Below are 18,775 nucleotides of genomic sequence, written 5' to 3'. Positions count from 1 at the left end.
GGATCGTTCCCCCTCGGTCCTGGTGCCCCGCACCACACCCCGTACCCTTGGGCTTTGTGTTCCGAAGCCGCGCCAATGAAGAGAAGGCCCGCACCTCCAAGGTGACGCCGGACCTCTCCAAGCACCCCCGCGACCCGCAGGCCCCCAAAGGTCGCCCCACCCCCAAGCGGAATGAGGCGCAGCAGCGACGCCGCGCGGTCACTCCCACGACCGACCGCAAGGAGGCGTCCAAGCGTCAGCGCGAGGCCCGCCGTGCGGACATGGCGAAGCAGCGCCAGGCTCTCGCCAGCGGCGACGAGCGTTATCTGCCGGCCCGGGACAAGGGCCCGGTCCGCCGCTTCGCGCGGGACTACGTGGACTCGCGCTGGTGCCTCGCCGAGTTCTTCCTGCCGCTCGCCGTGGTCATCCTGGTACTGAGCGTCATCCAGGTGCCCGGTATCCAGAGCATCGCGCTGCTGCTGTGGCTCATCGTGATCGTGCTGATCATCATCGACTCGGCCGGCATCTGGTTCCGGATGCGGAAGCAGATGAACGAGCGCTTCCCGAACGAGCCCAAGGGCGGCGCCCTGGCCTACGGCCTGATGCGCACGCTCCAGATGCGCCGGATGCGCCTGCCGAAGCCGCAGGTCAAGCGGGGAGAGCGGCCCTGAGCACGGGCGCCTCCGGGTTCGACGGCGCTTCGGCCGCATGGCTGAAGGGCCTCGGCGGGCTGCGTAACACCGTCCGCCAGGAGCTCGTCGCCCGTCAGCTCGACGAGCAGCTCGCGGCGCGCTTCCCGGTGGGGCAGCGGCTGCGGATCCTCGACGTCGGGATCGGGCAGGGCACCCAGGCCCTGCGGCTGGCTCGCGCCGGGCACACGGTGACCGGCCTGGAGTCCGACCCCGGGATGCTCAAGGTGGCGCGCGACGCGCTGGCCACCGAGCCCGAGGGCATCCGTGAGCGGATGCGGCTGATGGACGGGGACGGCCGGGAGACCGGTGCGCACTTCCTGCCCGGCAGCTTCGACGTGGTGCTCTGCCACGGCGTCCTGATGTACGCCGACGAGCCGGACGCGATGCTGGCCGGGCTCGCCAGGATGCTGGCGCCCGGCGGGCTGCTCTCGCTGCTCGTACGGAACGGCGACGCGCTGGCGATGCGGCCGGGGCTGGCCGGGGACTGGGATGCGGCGCTGGGCGCCTTCGACAGTGCCACGTACGAGAACAGGCTCGGCGTGGCGGCGCGCGGCGACCGGCTCGAAGCGGTCACCGCCACCCTGGCCGGGATCGCCGCCCCCCTGCACGCCTGGTACGGGGTGCGGGTCTTCACCGACAACGTGGGCAATGACGAGGAACTGCCGTCCGCCCATGAGCTGGACCGGCTGCTGGCGGCCGAGGACCGCGCCGGGCGCACCGAACCGTACAAGCGGGTGGCGGCGCTGCTGCATCTGTGCGGCGTGCGGGGCTGAGGTGCGGCCTGCGGGCCGGGGCCGCCGGGTCTTCCCCTGATCGGCGGCGCACCGCAGGCAGACCCCACTTGACAAAAGCGACACTACGGACATGGATTCCTCCCGTACCCGCGCCCGTAGCCGTTTCCGCAGCCGTGCGCACCGGCTGCTGCTGCCGCTGACCGCAGGAATCTGTGGCGTCGCCCTGGTCGGCGGCTGCGCAGGTTCCGGCACCTCGTCCGCCCCTGTCGCCGGTTCCGGCCCTTCCTCGTCGCCCGCGACCGGGACCGGCGCGGCCCCGGCCACCGGCGGGGACGCCCTGCAGAGCAACTACGAGCAGGTCATCAAGAACGTCCTGCCCTCCGTCGTCCAGATCGAGTCGGGCAACGACCTCGGCTCGGGCATCGTCTACGACGGCAAGGGCGACATCGTCACCAACGCCCATGTGGTCGGCAAGGCCAAGCAGTTCAAGGTCACATCGGCCACCGGCGGCGGCCAGCTGCACGCCCGGCTGGTCTCCAGCTACCCCGCGCAGGACCTGGCGGTCATCAAGCTCGACAAGGTGCCGTCCGGGCTGAAGGCCGCGTCCTTCAGCCACTCGTCCAAGGTCGACATGGGGACCATCGTGCTCGCCCTCGGCTCACCGCTGGGGCTGTCGAGCAGCGTCACCCAGGGGATCGTCTCCGCCACCGGACGCACCGTCAGCGAGGGCAGCTCGGGGGGCGGCACCGGGGCGACCATCGGGAACATGGTGCAGACATCGGCCGCGATCAACCCCGGCAACAGCGGTGGCGCGCTGGTCGGCCTGGACGGGAAGGTCATCGGCATCCCCACCCTGGCGGCGACCGACCCGCAGCTGGGCAGTGGCGCCGCACCGGGCATCGGCTTCGCCATCCCGGCGTCGATGGTGACCAACATCGCGGGCCAGATCGTCAAGAACGGCAAGGTCACCAACTCGGGCCGGGCCGCCCTGGGCATCACCGGACGTACGGTCGTGGGCGCCGACTTCCAGCCCGCGGGGGTCGCGGTGGTCTCCCTCACGAAGGGCGGCGCTGCGGGCGCCGCCGGGCTGCGGACCGGTGACGTGGTCACCCGGGTGGCCTCCACGCCGGTCAAGTCGCTGACGGCGCTCTCCGAGGTGCTGGCTTCGTACAAGCCGGGGCAGAAGGTGAAGGTCGGTTACGAGCGCGGCGGCAGCGCGAAGACGGCCGAGGTCACGCTCGGCACGATGTAGGCGCGGGGCCGCACACCGGGCCCCGCCGCGCACCGGCCGTACACCGGGCCCGCCGCGCACCGGACGCAGCGAGCACCGAGTGCAGCGCGCCGAACCGAGAGCGCTGGACCGAGAACAGAGCGCGCAGAACACAGAGCGCAGGGCGCGGAACAGCGGTGCGGGGCGGTGCCCTCGTGGGCGCCGCCCCGCACCGCCGCAGGCCCGGAGTCTCAGGCCGCGCCGTCCCCGTCCGCTCCGGCCCCGGCCGTGTCGTCCGGCGTCTCCTGCGGGTGCAGGCTCATCGGGCCGTAGATCTTGTTCGCGTCCTCGAAGAGCGTCACCTGGTCGGCGCCACCGTCGGCGAGTTCCTTCCACACCTCGCCGACCCAGGACTCCGCGTCGCCCTGCGTGGTGAACTCATCGGGCGCCACCGCCGGCTGGGTCTCCGTACCGTCGGACTTCTCGAACCGCCACGTCCATGCCATGTCCGCCTCCTGGATGCCACGCTGCTGCCACGCTGACTTCGGCCGGGCTGTCTTCGGCCGGGCCTGGACCCCGTACGGGTCTCCCCGGGCGGGCCACCGGCCTGCTGGCAGCGTAGCCGGGCGAGCACCGCGAGCGGCGGCGCGGGAGGATCTTCCCGTGGAACTCACTCTCCTCGGCACCGGTGCCCCCGACGGACTGCCCCGTCCCGACTGTCCCTGCGCCGTCTGTGCGGCGGCCAGGGGCGACCGGGCGCGGGCGGCGACCGCCCTGCTCGTCGACGGCGTACTGCTGCTCGACCTCACTCCGGGGGCCGCCCTGGCCGCCGCTCGCGCCGGGCACTCGCTGGCCGGCGTACGCCAGGTGCTGCTCACCCATCCGCACGACGGGCCGCCGGTGGAGCTGCCCGCCGGGCTGCCGCCGGCCGGCCGGGTGGCCGACGGGCGGGTGCTGACGCTGATCAGCGGGCACCGGGTGCGGGCGGTCGCGATGGACTCCCCCGGTACCGGCTACGAGGTGACGTCGCCCGAGGGCGACCGGCTGCTCTATCTGCCGCCCGGCGGCTCACCGGCCGGGCTCCCGGACGGCGGACATGACCCGTACGAGATGGTGCTGGCCGATGTCGTCGGCCGCCCCGATGCCCTGGCCAGGCTGCGGTCCGCCGGGGCCGTCGGCGCCACCACCGATGTGCTCGCCGTGCACCTGGGCCACGAGGTGCCGCCAGGACCGGAACTGGCGAGGCGGCTGGCCGCCGCCGGGGCGCGTGCGGTGCCGGACGGGACGACGCTGATCGTCGGCGAGTACCACGCGGTGCCCGATCTGCCGCGCCGCACGCTGGTGCTCGGCGGGGCCCGCTCGGGGAAGTCGGTGGAGGCCGAGCGGCGTCTGGAGGGCTTCCCCGGGGTGGTGTACGTGGCGACGGGCGGCAGCCGGGACGGCGATGCCGAGTGGGCGTCGCGGGTGGGGCTGCACCGCGAGCGCAGACCGGGGTCGTGGCGTACCGAGGAGACCTGCGAACTGCTGCCGCTGCTGGCGGCGGACGGCGGGCCACCGCTGCTGATCGACTGTCTGTCGCTGTGGCTGACCGACGCGATGGACCGGGTGGGCGCCTGGGACGACGCGCGGTGGGCGGACGGCGGGCAGCGGGCCCTGCAGGACCGGGTGGGCGAGCTGGTCGCCGCGGTCAGGGCGACCCGGCGCATGGTCGTCGCCGTCAGCAACGAGGTGGGCTCGGGTGTGGTGCCCGCGACCGCGTCCGGCCGGCGCTTCCGTGACGAACTAGGGCGGCTGAACGCGGCCTTCGCCGCCGAGTGCGAGCACGTTCTGCTGGTCGTCGCCGGGCAGGCGGTCGTGCTGCGCGGCTGACGCGGAGGCCAGGAGGCCCGGCCCGCGGGGGAATGCGGGGCCGCGCGGCGTCCCGCCGGGAAGGCTGCCGGTACTGTTCGGCGAATGAGCTCGCTGAATCTCGACGACTTCTCCGATCTGATCGAACGCCCCGACAGCGGCGTACGGCGCGAAGCCGAGGAACGCCGGGAGCGGCTGGCCGTCCCGCCCGGCGCACTCGGCCGGCTCGACGAACTGGGTGAGTGGCTCTCGGCGGCGCAGTCCGCGGTGCCGGTCAGGCCCGTCGACAACGTCCATGTGGTGCTGTTCGCCGGTGATCACGGGGTGGCCGGACTCGATGTGTCCGCGCGCCCCGCCGGGAGCGCGCATCTGCTGGTGCGGGCGGTGCTGGACGGGGAGAGCCCGGTCGCGGTGCTGGCCCGCAGGCAAGGGCTGCCGGTACGGATCATCGACGCCGGACTCGACTGCGATCCGGCGCTGCTGCCCGACGAGGTCGTACGGCACCGGGTGCGGCGCGGCAGCGGGCGGATCGACATCGAGGACGCCCTCACCGCCGAGGAGGCCGAACAGGCCGTGCGTCTCGGTATGGCCATCGCCGACGAGGAGGCCGATTCGGGGACCGATCTGGTGGTGCTGGGCGATCTGAGCGTCGGCGGCACCACGGCCGCCGCCACGCTGGTCGCCGCGCTCTGCGGCACGGACGCCTCGGTCGTCACCGGGCGCGGCGGAGCCGCCATCGACGACCTCGTCTGGATGCGCAAGTGCGCGGCGGTCAGGGACGCGCTGCGCCGGGCCCGCCCGGTCCTCGGCGACCAGATGGAGCTGCTCGCCACGGTCGGCGGCGCGGATCTGGCCGCGATGACCGGGTTCCTGCTCCAGTGCGCGGTACGGCGGCTGCCGGTGATCCTCGACGGGGTGGTCTCCGCGGCGTGTGCGCTGGTGGGCCAGCGGGCCGCCTTCCGCGCCCCGGAGTCCTGGCTGGCCGGGCAGGTCAGCGGTGAGCCGGCCCAGGCGAAGGCGCTGGACCGGATGGCGCTGACCCCGCTGCTCGACCACGGCGTCACGGTGGGCGAGGGCACCGGGGCGCTGCTGGCGCTGCCGTTCGTACAGGCGGCGGCAGCGCTCGCGGCGGAGCTTCCGGAGCGGGCGGAGGACGGCGCTGACAAGAGCGCCGACGGGAGCGCTGACGGGAGCGCCGAAAACGGAGACAGTGGGGAGTAGCACCGAGGCCGGCGGCCTGCCGCCGGCCTCAGCACATCCCGGCAGGACCCCCGGCGCCCCATATCATCGCGTTTCATGGGAGAAGTCCGTACATCCGCCGGTGGCACCCCCCTGACCACTGTCCGGTCGCGCCGCTGTGCGGCGTTCGCCGTCTGGTATCTGCGCGCCGTCACCTTCATCAATCTGCTGGGCGCGGCGTGGGTCTCCCTCGGCCAGGACGTCCGGCGGCACAACACCGAGTACTTCTTCACGCCTTACCTGCTCACCGCCGGGTTCGCCTCGGGCGCCTTCAGCCTCTTCCTGGCGATCACCATGCGCCGCCGCAAGCGGGCCGCCTGGCTGCTCAACCTGGTCATGAGCGGGCTCTTCCTGCTGGTGTTCGTACTCGCCATGTGTTTCCCGGAGTTCCGCAGATATCCGCAGAACTGGGTCTCGCTGGCGCTGACCGCCGCGTTCGTCGTGTCGCTGCTGATCGGCAGGCGGGAGTACTACGCGAAGGGCGACCGCTCCAACCCGAAGCTGGCCGCCGCCGTGGCGGTGGGCGGGCTGCTGCTCTGTTCACTGCTGGCCTCGCTGCTGGTCACGCTCACCAACACGGCCCACGACACCTACCGTTCGACCTTCCTCGACCGCTGGCGGTACGGGGTGATGCGGCTGATCTCGCTGGTCCCCAACGACACCCGCATCCGGGGCATCGAGACCCCCGCCTGGGTCGACGTCTTCATCAACGTCCTGTCCACGCTGCTGCTGCTCGCGGTGCTCTTCGCCGCCTTCCGCTCCCGGCGCGCCGTCGACCCGATCACCCCGGACGACGAGGAGCGGCTGCGCGCCCTCCTCGACAAGCACGGCGAGCGCGACTCCCTCGGCTACTTCGCGCTGCGCCGCGACAAGAGCGTCGTCTGGTCCCCCACCGGCAAGGCCGCCGTCGCCTACCGGGTGCTGGGCGGGGTCTCGCTCGCATCCGGTGATCCGATCGGCGATCCGGAGGCGTGGCCGGGCGCGATCGAGCCCTGGCTGGCCGAGGCGCGCGAGCACGGCTGGCTGCCCGCCGTGATGGGCGCGAGCGAGGAAGCGGGCACGGTCTACGCCAGGCACGGTCTCGACGCGCTGGAGTTCGGTGACGAAGCGATCGTGGAGACCGCGGAGTTCACCCTGGAGGGCCGCGCCATGCGGACGGTGCGCCAGGCGTACAAGCGGGTGCAGCGCGCCGGGTACACCGTGCGGATCCGGCGGCACGAGGACATCCCGGGCGCCGAGATGGCGTACCTGGTGCGACGGGCCGACGACTGGCGCGACGGGGCGACCGAGCGCGGCTTCTCGATGGCGCTGGGGCGGCTCGGCGACCCGGCGGACGGCCGCTGCATGATGCTCGAATGCCGGGACGGCGAGGGCGAGTTACGCGCTGTGCTGAGTTTCGCCCCCTGGGGCCCCGAAGGGCTCTCGCTGGATCTGATGCGCCGTGACCGGGAGGCCGAGAACGGTCTGATGGAGTTCATGGTCATCGAACTCCTGCAGCAGTCGAAGGAGATCGGGATCACGCAGATCTCACTCAACTTCGCGATGTTCAGATCGGTCTTCGAACGTGGCTCGAAGCTGGGGGCCGGCCCCGTACTGAGGCTCTGGCGCTCGTTCCTCACCTTCTTCTCACGGTGGTGGCAGATCGAGTCGCTGTACCGCGCCAACGCCAAGTACCGGCCGATCTGGGAGCCCCGTTTCATGCTGTTCGAGAAGAGCGCGGATCTGCTGCGCATCGCCGTCGCGTCAGCGCGCGCCGAGGGCTTCCTGGAGGCCCCGGGACTGCCCGGGTGGCTGCACCCGCGCCGCAGGCCGCTCGGGACCAGACGGTGAACCGGCGCGCCCTGCGCGTCGCGGCCCGCCGCGAGTGGGGGCCGCTGTTCACCGCCGTACGGACGGCGCTCGTCGAGCGGAAGTGGCGTGCCGTCCCGCTGACGCTCGGCGCGGTCGCCCTGACCGCGTGCTTCCAGATCGTGCAGAACCAGTCGTGGGGGCTGCGGCCGGTGCACGACATCGGGTTCGTACGCGCCATGGACCCGCTCTGGCTGGCGCTGCTGCGCACCCCGCTGTCGCTGTTCGTGCCGGCGCTCGACCTGCCGGTCTGGGGCGCCCTGATCCAGATCCTGCTGGTGTTCGGCGTCGCGGAGATCTGCATCGGGTGGTGGCGGACGCTGCTCATCTCGTACGTCACCACGCTCGCCGGGACGCTGTACGCCCGCGCCGCGATCTCGCTCGGGTCAGGCAGCGCGCTCGGGGTGAAGGCGTCGGACGCGCTGATCGTCGACACCGGTCCGTCGGCCGCCGTGGTCGGTCTCGCCGTCTATGTCTGCTGGCGGCTCGGTGCCCGGTGGACGGCGGGCGCGGTCATCGTGGGCATGGTCCTGGAGCTGGTGCTCAAGGACAACCTGGCGGGCAAGGAGCATCTGGCGGCGATCCTGGCGGCGCTGGCGCTCTGCGCCCTGACGGCCTGGCGGGACCGCAGGCTTCAGCGGGGCGGCCCGCCGTCCCGTCCGCCGGGCAGCGCGGTGCGCGCCGGGTCGGGGGCGCCGCCGATGAACTCCTCCAGCCGGCGCCGCGGTCCGGCCCAGCGCCTGTCGTGACGGTAGGCGCGCCGGATCGCCCTGGCGCGCGTCCGGTTCCTGCGGCGGTAGAACCGCTTGGCCCACGGGGAGACCGGCCGGGCCAGCCGCACGGCGCCGACCAGGGCGACGAACGGGACCACGGCGCCGATCAGGGCGGTCCGCGGTTTGCCCTTGCTCAGCGCGATCAGCGCGAAGGCGAAGTTCAGCGCGGCGTCCCCGGCGAACAGGCCACGGCCACGGGCCTCCTGGGGCGACAGCTCATTGACCCCGAACGGCAGGAAGCCGCCCAGGACAAGCCCCACCAGGGCCGCGGTGAGCACCACGATCTCGACGCTCTTGCGGCCCTCGTCGCTCCAGTACACGTCGGCGAGGTGGAGGAGCAGGGCGAACTCGTCGAGCACCAGGCCCGCCCCGGCCCCGAAGATGACCGCGCAGACCGCGGCGCCGACCCCGTATCTGCCGCTGGTCACCGCGCCGAAGCCGCCGATGACCACCAGGACGACGCCGGGCACCACATGGTGGATGTGCATACCGCCGGGCGTCACGTTCCGGAACGGGCCCCGGCCCGCCCGGATCAGCCGGGCGATGGACCGCACGATCACGAAGGACAGGACGAAGGAGAACAGCGCCAGCGTGAGCGGGAGCTTGCCGGGTTCCACGATGTTCCGCGCCCACCAGTGACCCATGCCACCTGCTTCCTTTCGGCTGCTAAACGTAACTTATCCGCACTTTTCCGCCCCGGGCAGCGGATAGCCTGCGCGCCATGGACGGCATACGTTTCGCCTTCGGCACGCTCACGGTCCTGCCGGTCCGTGTGACGCGCTGGGACCGGGCCGCGGCGCGCTCGGGCATGCTCTGCGCGCCGCTGGCCGGTCTCGTGGTGGGGGTGTGCGCGGCGGCGGTCGGCGCTCCGGTGCTGCTGCTCGGGCCCGGGCCGCTGCTCGCGGCGGTGGTGAGTACGGCCGTACCCGCGGTCCTCACCCGGGGGCTGCATCTGGACGGTCTCGCGGATGTCGCCGACGGGCTGGGCAGCGCCAAGCCGGCCGATGACGCGCTGCGCGTCATGAAGCAGTCGGACATCGGCCCGTTCGGCGTGGTGACCCTGGTGTTCGTGCTGCTCGCCCAGGTCGCCGCGCTGACCCGGCTGTACGGGGACGGCTGGGCGCACGGGGCGGCCGGCGCGGTCGTGGGCGCGCTCGCGGCCAGGCTGGCGCTGACGCTCGCCTGCCGCCGGGGCGTTCCCGCCGCACGGCCTGATGGGCTGGGCGCGGCGGTGGCCGGGGTGGTGCCCGCAGGGGCCGCGCTGGGCACGGCCGTTGGTGTCACCGCGGTGTGCGCGGCGGCGGGCGCGCTCTTCGGGCCGTACGGCGTGCTGCGGCACACGCTCGCCGTGCTGCTGGCGCTCGGCGCGGCCCAACTCCTGCTGCGGCACTGCGTACGGCGCTTCGGCGGGGTCACCGGCGATGTGTTCGGCGCGCTGGCCGAGACGGCGGCGACGGCGGCCCTGGTGGTGCTGACGTTCGGCTAGCGGCCGCTGCCCGCCTGCTTCCGCCGACCGCTCCGCACGGCGGCCGGTGTGACGGCCCGTGCGGCGGTCCGGCTGCCGCTCCGTGCGGCGGTCCGTGCGGCGCTCTCTGTGGCAGTCCGTGTTTGGCGCTCTGTCTAATAAGCGGCCCGCGTGGGCGATTTCCGTCACCGAGCGTAGGCTCTGCGGCGGGGCGGCCCCATCCATCGGCCACCGACAAACTCAACGGAAGCGAGATTTCACCACCGTGACTGCTCTCACTCTCAGCACGGCCGGCGCCGCGACGCCGCGCGCCGACGCCGTCGTCGTAGGCGTGGCGAAGGGCGCCAAGGGCCCCGTGGTCGCACCCGGCGCCGAAGCCGTGGACAAGGCGTTCGGCGGAAAGCTCGCCGCCGTACTGGAGACCCTGGGCGCCACCGGCGCCGAGGGCGAGGCGACCAAGGTCCCCGCGCCCGCGGGCCTCAAGGCCCCGGTCGTGCTGGCCGTCGGGCTCGGCGCCGTACCGGACAAGGCGGACACCAAGGACGCGGCGGACGGCGAGTACGCCGAGGAGACCCTGCGGCGCGCCGCAGGTGTCGCCGCCCGGGTGCTGGCCGGCGCCAAGAAGGCCGCCTTCGCGCTGCCCGTCACGGCCGCCGAGGACGTCCAGGCGATCGGCGAGGGCGCGCTGCTCGGCGCGTACGCCTTCACCACGTTCCAGGCCGTCCCCCAGGACGCCAAGGGCCCGCTCGGCGAGGTCGCCCTGCTGGGCGCCAAGCCGCGCGACAAGGCCCACAAGGCCGCCGCCGAGCGCGCCCTGGCCGTCGCCGAAGAGATCAACCGCGCCCGTGACCTGGTCAACACCCCGCCGAACGAGCTGAACCCGGCGTCCTTCGCCGCCGTCGCCACCGCGGCCGGCAAGGAGCACGGCATCAAGGTGCAGGTGCTCGACGAGAAGGCGCTCACCAAGGGCGGCTTCGGCGGCATCCTCGGTGTCGGTGTCGGCTCGGAGGCACCGCCGCGGCTGGTGAAGCTCTCCTACACGCACGCCAAGGCGGACAAGTCGCTCGCCTTCGTCGGCAAGGGCATCACCTACGACTCGGGCGGCATCTCGCTCAAGCCGGCCGGCCACAACGAGACGATGAAGTGCGACATGGCCGGTGCCGCCGCCGTGTTCGCCGCCGTCGTCACGGCGGCGCGGCTCGGCCTCCGGGTCAACGTCACCGGCTGGCTGGCGCTCGCCGAGAACATGCCGTCCGGCTCGGCCACCCGCCCGGGTGACGTGCTGCGGATGTACAGCGGCAAGACCGTCGAGGTGCTCAACACCGACGCCGAGGGCCGGCTGGTGCTGGCCGACGCGCTGGCGAAGGCGTCCGAGGACGCCCCGGACGCGATCGTCGACGTGGCGACGCTGACCGGCGCGATGATGATGGCGCTCGGCAGCCGCACCTTCGGCATCATGTCCAACGACGACGCCTTCCGTACCGAACTGCACGAGATCGCGGAGGAGGTCGGCGAGCCGTCCTGGCCGATGCCGCTCCCGGCCGACCTGCGCAAGGGCCTCGACTCCTCCACCGCCGACATCGCCAACATGGGCGAGCGGATGGGCGGCGGCCTGGTCGCCGGGATCTTCCTGCGGGAGTTCGTCGGCGAGGGCATCGCCTGGGCCCACCTGGACATCGCGGGTCCGGCCTTCAACGAGGCGGGTCCCTTCGGCTACACCCCCAAGGGCGGCACCGGCTCGGCGATCCGCACCCTGGTGCGCCTCGCGGAGCGCACCGCCGACGGCGACCTCGGCTGAGCCTCGCCACCGCACGTCCCGTACGGCCCCGGGCCCCCGCTCGGGGCCGTACGGCTTTGCCCTGCCTTTGCCGCTGTTCGCCCTGAACGAAATCCGTACGCGCGTACGCCCCGGGGAGGGGCCCGGACGGCGGATGGGACGTACCACACTGCGGCCCGGCGTCCCGTCGGCGGCCGACAAGTGCGAAGATGGGTCTTCGGCAGGACAGGGCCCCCACCACAGGGCCGAAATAAAGCGGCCGTACACCCGCCGCCGCCCGGTCAGGGAAGACCGGCACCGGCGCACCATGCATGGAGGACGTGACGTGGCGAACGACGCCAGCACCGTTTTCGACCTAGTGATTCTCGGCGGCGGTAGCGGCGGTTACGCCGCGGCGCTGCGCGGGGCGCAGCTCGGTCTCGACGTCGCCCTGATCGAGAAGAACAAGCTGGGCGGCACCTGCCTGCACAACGGCTGCATCCCCACCAAGGCCCTGCTGCACGCCGGCGAGATCGCCGACCAGGCGCGCGAGAGCGAGCAGTTCGGGGTCAAGGCCACTTTCGACGGTATCGACATCGCCGGGGTGCACAAGTACAAGGACGACGTGGTCGCGGGCCTCTACAAGGGTCTGCAGGGACTGGTCGCCTCCCGCAAGGTGACCTACATCGAGGGTGAGGGGCGTCTCTCCTCCCCCACCTCCGTCGACGTGGACGGCAAGCGCATCCAGGGCCGCCACATCCTCCTGGCCACCGGCTCCGTACCGAAGTCGCTGCCCGGCCTGGAGATCGACGGCAACCGCATCATCTCCTCCGACCACGCCCTGACGCTGGACCGGGTCCCGGAGTCCGCGATCATCCTGGGCGGCGGCGTCATCGGCGTCGAGTTCGCCTCGGCGTGGAAGTCCTTCGGCACCGAGGTGACCGTCGTCGAGGGCCTGAAGCACCTGGTGCCGGTCGAGGACGAGAACAGCTCGAAGCTCCTGGAGCGGGCGTTCCGCAAGCGCGGTATCAAGTTCAACCTGGGCATCTTCTTCGACAAGGCCGAGTACACCGAGAAGGGTGTCAAGGTCACGCTGGCCGACGGCAAGGAGTTCGAGGCCGAGGTGCTGCTCGTGGCCATCGGCCGCGGACCGGTCTCGCAGGGCCTCGGTTACGAGGAGCAGGGCGTCGCGATGGACCGGGGCTATGTCCTGGTCGACGAGTACATGCGGACCAACGTCGAGACGATCTCGGCCGTCGGTGACCTGGTCCCGACCCTTCAGCTCGCGCACGTCGGCTTCGCCGAGGGCATCCTCGTCGCGGAGCGTCTCGCCGGTCTGAAGACCGTGCCGATCGACTACGACGGTGTGCCGAAGGTGACGTACTGCCACCCCGAGGTCGCATCGGTGGGGCTCTCCGAGGCCAAGGCCAAGGAGGTGTACGGCGCGGACAAGGTCGTCGCCCTCAAGTACAGCCTCGCGGGCAACGGCAGGAGCAAGATCCTCAAGACCGCGGGCGAGATCAAGCTCGTCCAGGTCAAGGACGGTGCCGTCGTCGGTGTCCACATGGTCGGTGACCGGATGGGCGAGCAGGTCGGCGAAGCCCAGCTGATCTACAACTGGGAAGCCCTGCCGGCCGAGGTCGCGCAGCTCATCCACGCGCACCCGACGCAGAACGAGGCGCTCGGTGAGGCCCATCTGGCCCTCGCCGGCAAGCCCCTGCACGCCCACGACTAGTAGCCCCTCCCGGGCACTGCGTCCCAGGGCCGCGACGACCACTTCACTTTCCGTTAGGAGCAACTGAAACCATGTCGGTTTCCGTAACCCTGCCGGCGCTCGGCGAGAGCGTCACCGAGGGCACCGTCACCCGCTGGCTCAAGGCCGAGGGCGAGCGCGTCGAGGCCGACGAGCCGCTGCTTGAGGTCTCGACCGACAAGGTCGACACCGAGATCCCGGCTCCGGCCTCCGGTGTGCTGGCCTCCATCAAGGTCGCCGAGGACGAGACCGTCGAGGTCGGCGCCGAGCTGGCCGTCATCGACGACGGCACGGGCGCGCCCGCTGCCGCCCCGGCCGCAGCCGAGGCCCCGGCCCCCGCCGCCGAGGCTCCTGCTGCCGAGGCACCCGCCGCGCCCGCTCCGGCCGCCGAGGCCCCGGCTGCCGAGGCGCCCGCCGCCGGCGGTTCCGCCGAGGGCACCGACGTCACTCTTCCCGCGCTCGGCGAGAGCGTCACCGAGGGCACCGTCACCCGCTGGCTCAAGGAAGTCGGCGAGGACGTCGCCGAGGACGAGCCGCTGCTCGAGGTCTCGACCGACAAGGTCGACACCGAGATCCCGTCGCCCGTCTCGGGCACCCTGCTGGAGATCCTGGTCGGCGAGGACGAGACCGCCGAGGTCGGCGCCCGGCTCGCCGTCGTCGGTGCGAAGGGTGCGGCCCCGGCCGCGGCGCCCGCAGCTCCGGCCCCCGCCGCAGCTCCGGCCCCCGCCGCCGCTCCGGCCCCGGCTCCGGCCGCTCCGGCCCCCGCTGCTCCGGCCCCGGCCGCCGCACCGGCTCCGGCGCCCGCCCAGCAGGCCCCGGCCGCGCCCGCCGCCCCTGCGGCACCGGCACCGGCCCCCGCGGCTCCGGCCCCCGCCCCCGTCACCCCGGCCCCGGCTCCCGCCGCGACCGCCGGTGACGACGGCGCCTATGTGACCCCGCTGGTCCGCAAGCTCGCCGCCGAGAACGGTGTCGAGCTGGGCTCGGTCAAGGGCACCGGCGTCGGCGGCCGTATCCGCAAGCAGGACGTCATCGCCGCGGCGGAGGCAGCCAAGGCCGCCGCCCCCGCGCCGTCGGCTGCTCCGGCCGCCGCCAGGGCGCCGAAGCTGGAGGTCTCGCCGCTGCGCGGCCAGACCGTCAAGATGACCCGGATGCGCAAGGTCATCGGCGACAACATGATGAAGGCCCTGCACAGCCAGGCCCAGCTGACCACCGTGGTCGAGGTGGACATCACGAAGCTGATGAAGCTGCGCAACCAGGCCAAGGAAGGCTTCGCCGCCCGTGAGGGCGTCAAGCTGTCCCCGATGCCGTTCTTCGTCAAGGCCGCCGCCCAGGCGCTGAAGGCCCACCCGGTCGTCAACGCCCGGATCAACGAGGACGAGGGCACGATCACCTACTTCGACACCGAGCACATCGGTATCGCGGTGGACTCCGAGAAGGGTCTGATGACCCCGGTCATCAAGGACGCGGGCAACCTCAACCTCGCCGGCATCTCGAAGAAGACCGCGGAGCTGGCCGGCAAGGTCCGGTCCAGCAAGATCAGCCCGGACGAGCTGTCGGGTGCGACCTTCACGATCAGCAACACCGGCTCGCGCGGTGCGCTGTTCGACACGGTCATCGTCCCGCCGAACCAGGTGGCCATCCTGGGCATCGGCGCGACCGTCAAGCGTCCGGCCGTCATCGAGACCGCCGAGGGCACCGTCATCGGCGTCCGCGACATGACGTACCTGGCTCTCTCCTACGACCACCGCCTGGTGGACGGCGCCGACGCGGCCCGTTACCTGACGACGGTCAAGGAGATCCTGGAGGCCGGCGAGTTCGAGGTCGAGCTCGGCCTGTAACCAGCCTCACCTGCGGCGCCCCCGTCCGGAACCCTTCCGGACGGGGGCGCCGCCGTATTGTCATGGGGGGCCTGGTCCGTGCGACCGTCCCCGCCCAGACCAATACGGTCCGAAGGAGCTCAAAATGACGCCGCCCGTCATCCACTCCCTGCGCGAGCAGATTCGCGAGCACATCGTGGAGGGCATCGTCCGCGGGCGCTGGCAGCCCGGCGAACGGATCGTGGAGCGGCGGATCGCCGTCGAGCTGGAGGTCAGCCAGACACCGGTCCGGGAGGCCCTGCGCGAGCTGGAGTCGCTGCGGCTCATCGAATCGGCCCCCAACAAGGGCGTACGCGTACGGAATCTGACCGCGGCCGACCTGGAGGAGAGCTACCCCGTCCGGGCCGGTCTCGAACAGATCGCGGCCGAACTGGCCGTCGACCGGCTGGCCGCCGATGTGTCCGTCCTGGAGCCGTCGGTGGCCGCGCTCTACCGCGCCGACCGGGTGGAGGACAGCGCGGCGCAGGTCAGGCACACCGTGGCCTTCCACAGGGAGCTGGTGCGGGCCGCCGGGAACAGCGTGCTGATGCACACCTGGGAGTCGCTGGGCATCGAGGTGTTCACCACGCTGTCGATCCGCTGGCTGGGGACCGTGCAGAAGTCGTACGCGGAGGAGCACGAGGCGCTGGTCGAGGCGTTCAGGCGACGGGACCCGCAGATCGGCCCTCTGGTGAAGGACCACGTGCTCGGATGTGCACCGCGAGCCTGATCAGAGGCCGTTTTCGCGGCACCGCGTGCCCCTATTGCTGACACCGCATGCCGACTTTTACGTAGCGGAAAGATTTTTCCTTCTATCCTTTGATCGATCATCGATCAGCGATTTACAGTCTCCGGAGGGCTTCACCCAGCCCGTCGCCCTGTCCTGCCAGACCGGGCCTTTCTTCACCCCCTGTTCTGTCCGGAAGGCGGCGACCATGACCGACCCCGTAGGCAAGCTTCACAGCGAGCTCGACCAGCTCCCGGACCGCGACCCCGAGGAGACCGCCGAGTGGGCGGCCTCCCTGGACGCCGTCACCAAGGCCGCAGGCCCCCACCGTGCCGCATATCTGATGCGCCGCACCCTGGAGCGGGCCGAAGGCGACGGTCTCGCGCTGCCGAAGCTGCTGGAGACCGACTACGTCAACACCATTCCTACTTCCGCCGAGCCCGCCTTCGACGGCGACCTGGCGATGGAGAGCCGCATCACCGCGTGGAACCGCTGGAACGCGGCCGCGATGGTCACCCGCGGCTCCCGCTTCGGCGTCGGCGGCCACATCGCCACCTTCGCCTCGGCAGCCTGGCTGTACGAGACCGGCTTCAACCACTTCTTCCGCGGCAAGGAGGGTGACGGGTCCGGCGACCAGCTCTACATCCAGGGCCACGCGTCGCCCGGTATCTACGCCCGCGCCTTCCTCGACGGACGCCTCAGCGAGCAGCAGCTCGACAACTTCCGCCAGGAGGCGGGCGGCGACGGCCTGCCGTCCTACCCGCACCCGCGCCGGCTGCCCTGGCTCTGGGAGTTCCCCACGGTCTCCATGGGCCTGGGCCCGATCTCCTCGATCTACCAGGCGCGGTTCAACCGCTACCTGGCCGGCCGCGGCATCAAGGACACCTCGAAGTCGCACGTCTGGGCCTTCCTCGGGGACGGCGAGATGGACGAGCCCGAGTCGACGACCGCGCTCACCCTGGCCGCCCGTGAGGGCCTGGACAACCTCACCTTTGTCATCAACTGCAACCTGCAGCGCCTCGACGGCCCGGTGCGGGCCAACTTCCGGGTCGTGCAGGAGCTGGAGGCCCAGTTCCGCGGCGCCGGCTGGAACGTCGTCAAGACGCTCTGGGGCTCCGCCTGGGACGAGCTGTTCCAGCTCGACACCACGGGCGCGCTGATCCGCCGCCTGCGCGAGGTGCCTGACGCGCAGTTCCAGACGTACGCGACACGCGACGTGGCCTACATCCGCCAGCACTTCTTCGGCGCCGAGCCCGCGCTCACCGAGCTGGCGAAGCTGCTCACCGACGCGAAGATCGCCGAGTGTTTCCACTCCTCGCGCGGCGGCCACGAGGCCCGCAAGGTGTACGCGGCGTACAAGGCGGCCCTGGAGTTCAAGGGCGCCCCGACGGTGATCCTCGCGCAGACCGTGAAGGGCTACACCCTCGGCGAGGGCTTCGAGTCCCGTAACGCCAACCACCAGATGAAGAAGCTGGACGGCAAACAGTTCCGCGCCATGCGCGACCTGCTCGACCTGCCGATCCCGGACGCCAGGCTGGACGAGGGCCTGGTGCCCTACGGCCACCCCGGCGCCGACTCCCCCGAGGTCCGCTACCTCCAGGAGCGCCGGGCCGAGCTCGGTGGCCCCGCCCCGGCCCGCCGGGTGCACCAGGTGGTGCTCCCGGAGCCCGAGGAGCGCGCGTTCAAGGCGCTCATCAAGGGTTCGGGACAGCAGGAGATGGCCACCACGATGGCCTTCGTCCGGCTGATGAAGGACCTGATGCGGGACAAGGAGACCGGCAAGCGCTGGGTCCCGATCGTCCCCGACGAGGCCCGTACGTTCGGTATGGAGTCGCTGTTCCCCTCGGCCGGCATCTACTCGCCGAAGGGCCAGACGTACGACGCGGTCGACCGCGACCAGCTGATGTACTACAAGGAAGCCACCAACGGCCAGATCCTCAACGAGGGGATCACCGAGGCCGGGGCCATGGCCGACTTCATCGCCGCCGCCACGTCGTACGCGACGCACGGCGAGCCGATGATCCCCTTCTACATCTTCTACTCGATGTTCGGCTGGCAGCGCACCGGCGACCAGATGTGGCAGCTCGGCGACCAGCTCGGCCGCGGCTTCATCGTGGGCGCCACCGCGGGCCGCACCACGCTGACCGGTGAGGGGCTCCAGCACGCGGACGGCCACTCGCATCTGATCGCCGCCACCAACCCGGCGTCGCTCAACTACGACCCGGCGTTCGCCTTCGAGATCGCGGTGATCGTCAAGGACGGTCTGCGCCGGATGTACGGCCCGGACGCGGAGAACGTCTTCTACTACCTGACGGTCTACAACGAGCCGAAGCAGCAGCCCGCGATGCCCGAGGGCGTCGAGGAGGGCATCCGCCGCGGTCTGTACCGCTTCAAGGAGGGCACGGGCGATGCGGGCACCCCGCAGATCCAGCTGCTCGCCTCCGGCACGGCGATCCACTGGGCGCTGGAGGCGCAGGAGCTGCTCGCGGCCGACTGGGGCGTCACGGCCGATGTCTGGTCGGCGACGTCGTGGGGCGAGCTGCGCCGTGACGGTCTTGAGTCCGACGAGGCCATACTCCGTGGCGAGCAGCGCACCCCGTACGTCACCCGGGCGCTGTCCGGTGCGCCCGGTCCGGTGCTCGCGGTGAGCGACTGGATGCGGCAGGTCCCGGACCAGATCAGCCAGTGGGTCGAGCAGGACTGGTACTCGCTGGGCACGGACGGCTTCGGCCTCTCGGACACCCGTGAGGCGGCCCGCCGCCACTTCGGTGTCGACGCCCAGTCGGTCGTCGTCGCGGCGCTGGCCTCGCTCGCCAAGCGCGGTGAGGTCCCCGTGTCGGCCGTCAAGGACGCACGCGAGCGCTACGGCCTGTGACAACCGTGGCACGTCGGATC

15 protein-coding genes are annotated in these 18,775 nt (G+C 72.0%); 13 read left to right on the top strand and 2 right to left on the bottom strand.

Translation table 11 applies throughout. The features are described from left to right. The first annotated feature begins 56 nt into the window (after nucleotides 1-56). The 3 genes from OG510_RS28320 to OG510_RS28310 all read left to right on the top strand — a co-directional run bounded on the left by OG510_RS28320 (nucleotide 57) and on the right by OG510_RS28310 (nucleotide 2,657). Nucleotides 57-650 (top strand): DUF3043 domain-containing protein, encoded by a 594-nt coding sequence (locus tag OG510_RS28320; RefSeq protein WP_406140548.1) that lies wholly within the window; start codon nucleotides 57-59, stop codon nucleotides 648-650. 59 nt (nucleotides 651-709) lie between these two features. Then, nucleotides 710-1,444: a class I SAM-dependent methyltransferase gene (locus OG510_RS28315; protein ID WP_406142595.1), complete on the top strand. Its 735-nt coding sequence runs from the start codon at nucleotides 710-712 to the stop codon at nucleotides 1,442-1,444. A 91-nt stretch (nucleotides 1,445-1,535) separates the two neighbouring features. Beyond that, the gene (locus OG510_RS28310) at nucleotides 1,536-2,657 is read left to right on the top strand and encodes a S1C family serine protease (protein WP_406140547.1); all 1,122 of its coding nucleotides are present in this window, start codon (nucleotides 1,536-1,538) and stop codon (nucleotides 2,655-2,657) included. 209 nt (nucleotides 2,658-2,866) lie between these two features. Here the strand turns inward: OG510_RS28310 and OG510_RS28305 are convergent, their stop codons facing one another. Beyond that, nucleotides 2,867-3,121, bottom strand: a complete 255-nt coding sequence (locus OG510_RS28305) for a hypothetical protein (RefSeq protein ID WP_406140545.1) — start codon at nucleotides 3,119-3,121, stop codon at nucleotides 2,867-2,869. Between the two features lie 157 nt (nucleotides 3,122-3,278). Here OG510_RS28305 and OG510_RS28300 point away from each other — a divergent pair, with 157 nt between their 5' ends. From OG510_RS28300 to OG510_RS28285, 4 genes are all read left to right on the top strand, one after another. Beyond that, nucleotides 3,279-4,484 (top strand): bifunctional adenosylcobinamide kinase/adenosylcobinamide-phosphate guanylyltransferase, encoded by a 1,206-nt coding sequence (locus OG510_RS28300; RefSeq protein ID WP_406140544.1) that lies wholly within the window; start codon nucleotides 3,279-3,281, stop codon nucleotides 4,482-4,484. 93 nt (nucleotides 4,485-4,577) lie between these two features. Next, on the top strand, nucleotides 4,578-5,684 hold the full coding sequence (gene cobT, locus OG510_RS28295; protein WP_406142593.1) for a nicotinate-nucleotide--dimethylbenzimidazole phosphoribosyltransferase: 1,107 nt from the start codon (nucleotides 4,578-4,580) through the stop codon (nucleotides 5,682-5,684). A gap of 75 nt (nucleotides 5,685-5,759) precedes the next feature. Beyond that, the gene (locus OG510_RS28290; protein WP_406140543.1) at nucleotides 5,760-7,532 is read left to right on the top strand and encodes a phosphatidylglycerol lysyltransferase domain-containing protein; all 1,773 of its coding nucleotides are present in this window, start codon (nucleotides 5,760-5,762) and stop codon (nucleotides 7,530-7,532) included. Next, nucleotides 7,490-8,299 (top strand): hypothetical protein, encoded by an 810-nt coding sequence (locus OG510_RS28285; protein WP_406140542.1) that lies wholly within the window; start codon nucleotides 7,490-7,492, stop codon nucleotides 8,297-8,299. Before OG510_RS28290 ends, OG510_RS28285 begins: the two co-directional genes overlap by 43 nt. Here the strand turns inward: OG510_RS28285 and OG510_RS28280 are convergent. After that, nucleotides 8,185-8,967: a hypothetical protein gene (locus OG510_RS28280; protein ID WP_406140541.1), complete on the bottom strand. Its 783-nt coding sequence runs from the start codon at nucleotides 8,965-8,967 to the stop codon at nucleotides 8,185-8,187. The two genes, OG510_RS28285 and OG510_RS28280, sit on opposite strands and share 115 nt — an antisense overlap. Nucleotides 8,968-9,044: 77 nt before the next feature. Between OG510_RS28280 and OG510_RS28275 the strand changes: the two genes are divergently transcribed. The 6 genes from OG510_RS28275 (at nucleotide 9,045) to aceE (ending at nucleotide 18,755) form a co-directional block, all read left to right on the top strand. Then, a complete protein-coding gene (locus OG510_RS28275) occupies nucleotides 9,045-9,809 on the top strand; it encodes an adenosylcobinamide-GDP ribazoletransferase (protein ID WP_406140539.1) in 765 nt (254 codons plus the stop codon). A 244-nt stretch (nucleotides 9,810-10,053) separates the two neighbouring features. Then, on the top strand, nucleotides 10,054-11,586 hold the full coding sequence (locus OG510_RS28270) for a leucyl aminopeptidase (RefSeq protein ID WP_406140537.1): 1,533 nt from the start codon (nucleotides 10,054-10,056) through the stop codon (nucleotides 11,584-11,586). A 304-nt stretch (nucleotides 11,587-11,890) separates the two neighbouring features. After that, nucleotides 11,891-13,279 carry a dihydrolipoyl dehydrogenase gene (lpdA, locus tag OG510_RS28265; protein WP_406140536.1) on the top strand — a complete coding sequence of 463 codons (1,389 nt, stop codon included), beginning with the start codon at nucleotides 11,891-11,893 and terminating at the stop codon, nucleotides 13,277-13,279. Between the two features lie 71 nt (nucleotides 13,280-13,350). After that, nucleotides 13,351-15,135: a 2-oxoglutarate dehydrogenase, E2 component, dihydrolipoamide succinyltransferase gene (gene sucB / locus OG510_RS28260; RefSeq protein WP_406140534.1), complete on the top strand. Its 1,785-nt coding sequence runs from the start codon at nucleotides 13,351-13,353 to the stop codon at nucleotides 15,133-15,135. A 124-nt stretch (nucleotides 15,136-15,259) separates the two neighbouring features. Beyond that, nucleotides 15,260-15,883, top strand: coding sequence for a GntR family transcriptional regulator (locus OG510_RS28255; protein WP_406140533.1), 624 nt, complete (start codon nucleotides 15,260-15,262; stop codon nucleotides 15,881-15,883). Nucleotides 15,884-16,088: 205 nt separating this feature from the next. Beyond that, nucleotides 16,089-18,755 carry a pyruvate dehydrogenase (acetyl-transferring), homodimeric type gene (gene aceE / locus OG510_RS28250; RefSeq protein WP_406140532.1) on the top strand — a complete coding sequence of 889 codons (2,667 nt, stop codon included), beginning with the start codon at nucleotides 16,089-16,091 and terminating at the stop codon, nucleotides 18,753-18,755. The last annotated feature ends 20 nt before the right edge of the window (nucleotides 18,756-18,775 follow it).

Origin of the sequence: Streptomyces sp. NBC_01089 (assembly GCF_045162975.1) — a bacterium.
Classification (GTDB): Bacteria; Actinomycetota; Actinomycetes; order Streptomycetales; family Streptomycetaceae; genus Streptomyces.
The sequence above is the reverse complement of the archived record's forward strand: the minus strand, read 5'-3'. Positions and strand labels throughout refer to the sequence as shown.

Coding starts and splice junctions, on each gene's coding strand:
- OG510_RS28310 (WP_406140547.1), top strand. CDS start 1,536: ATGGATTCCTCCCGTACCCGCGCCCGTAGCCGTTTCCGCAGCCGTGCG.
- OG510_RS28305 (WP_406140545.1), bottom strand. CDS start 3,121: ATGGCATGGACGTGGCGGTTCGAGAAGTCCGACGGTACGGAGACCCAG.
- OG510_RS28290 (WP_406140543.1), top strand. CDS start 5,760: ATGGGAGAAGTCCGTACATCCGCCGGTGGCACCCCCCTGACCACTGTC.
- OG510_RS28280 (WP_406140541.1), bottom strand. CDS start 8,967: ATGGGTCACTGGTGGGCGCGGAACATCGTGGAACCCGGCAAGCTCCCG.
- OG510_RS28275 (WP_406140539.1), top strand. CDS start 9,045: ATGGACGGCATACGTTTCGCCTTCGGCACGCTCACGGTCCTGCCGGTC.
- sucB (WP_406140534.1), top strand. CDS start 13,351: ATGTCGGTTTCCGTAACCCTGCCGGCGCTCGGCGAGAGCGTCACCGAG.
- OG510_RS28255 (WP_406140533.1), top strand. CDS start 15,260: ATGACGCCGCCCGTCATCCACTCCCTGCGCGAGCAGATTCGCGAGCAC.
- aceE (WP_406140532.1), top strand. CDS start 16,089: ATGACCGACCCCGTAGGCAAGCTTCACAGCGAGCTCGACCAGCTCCCG.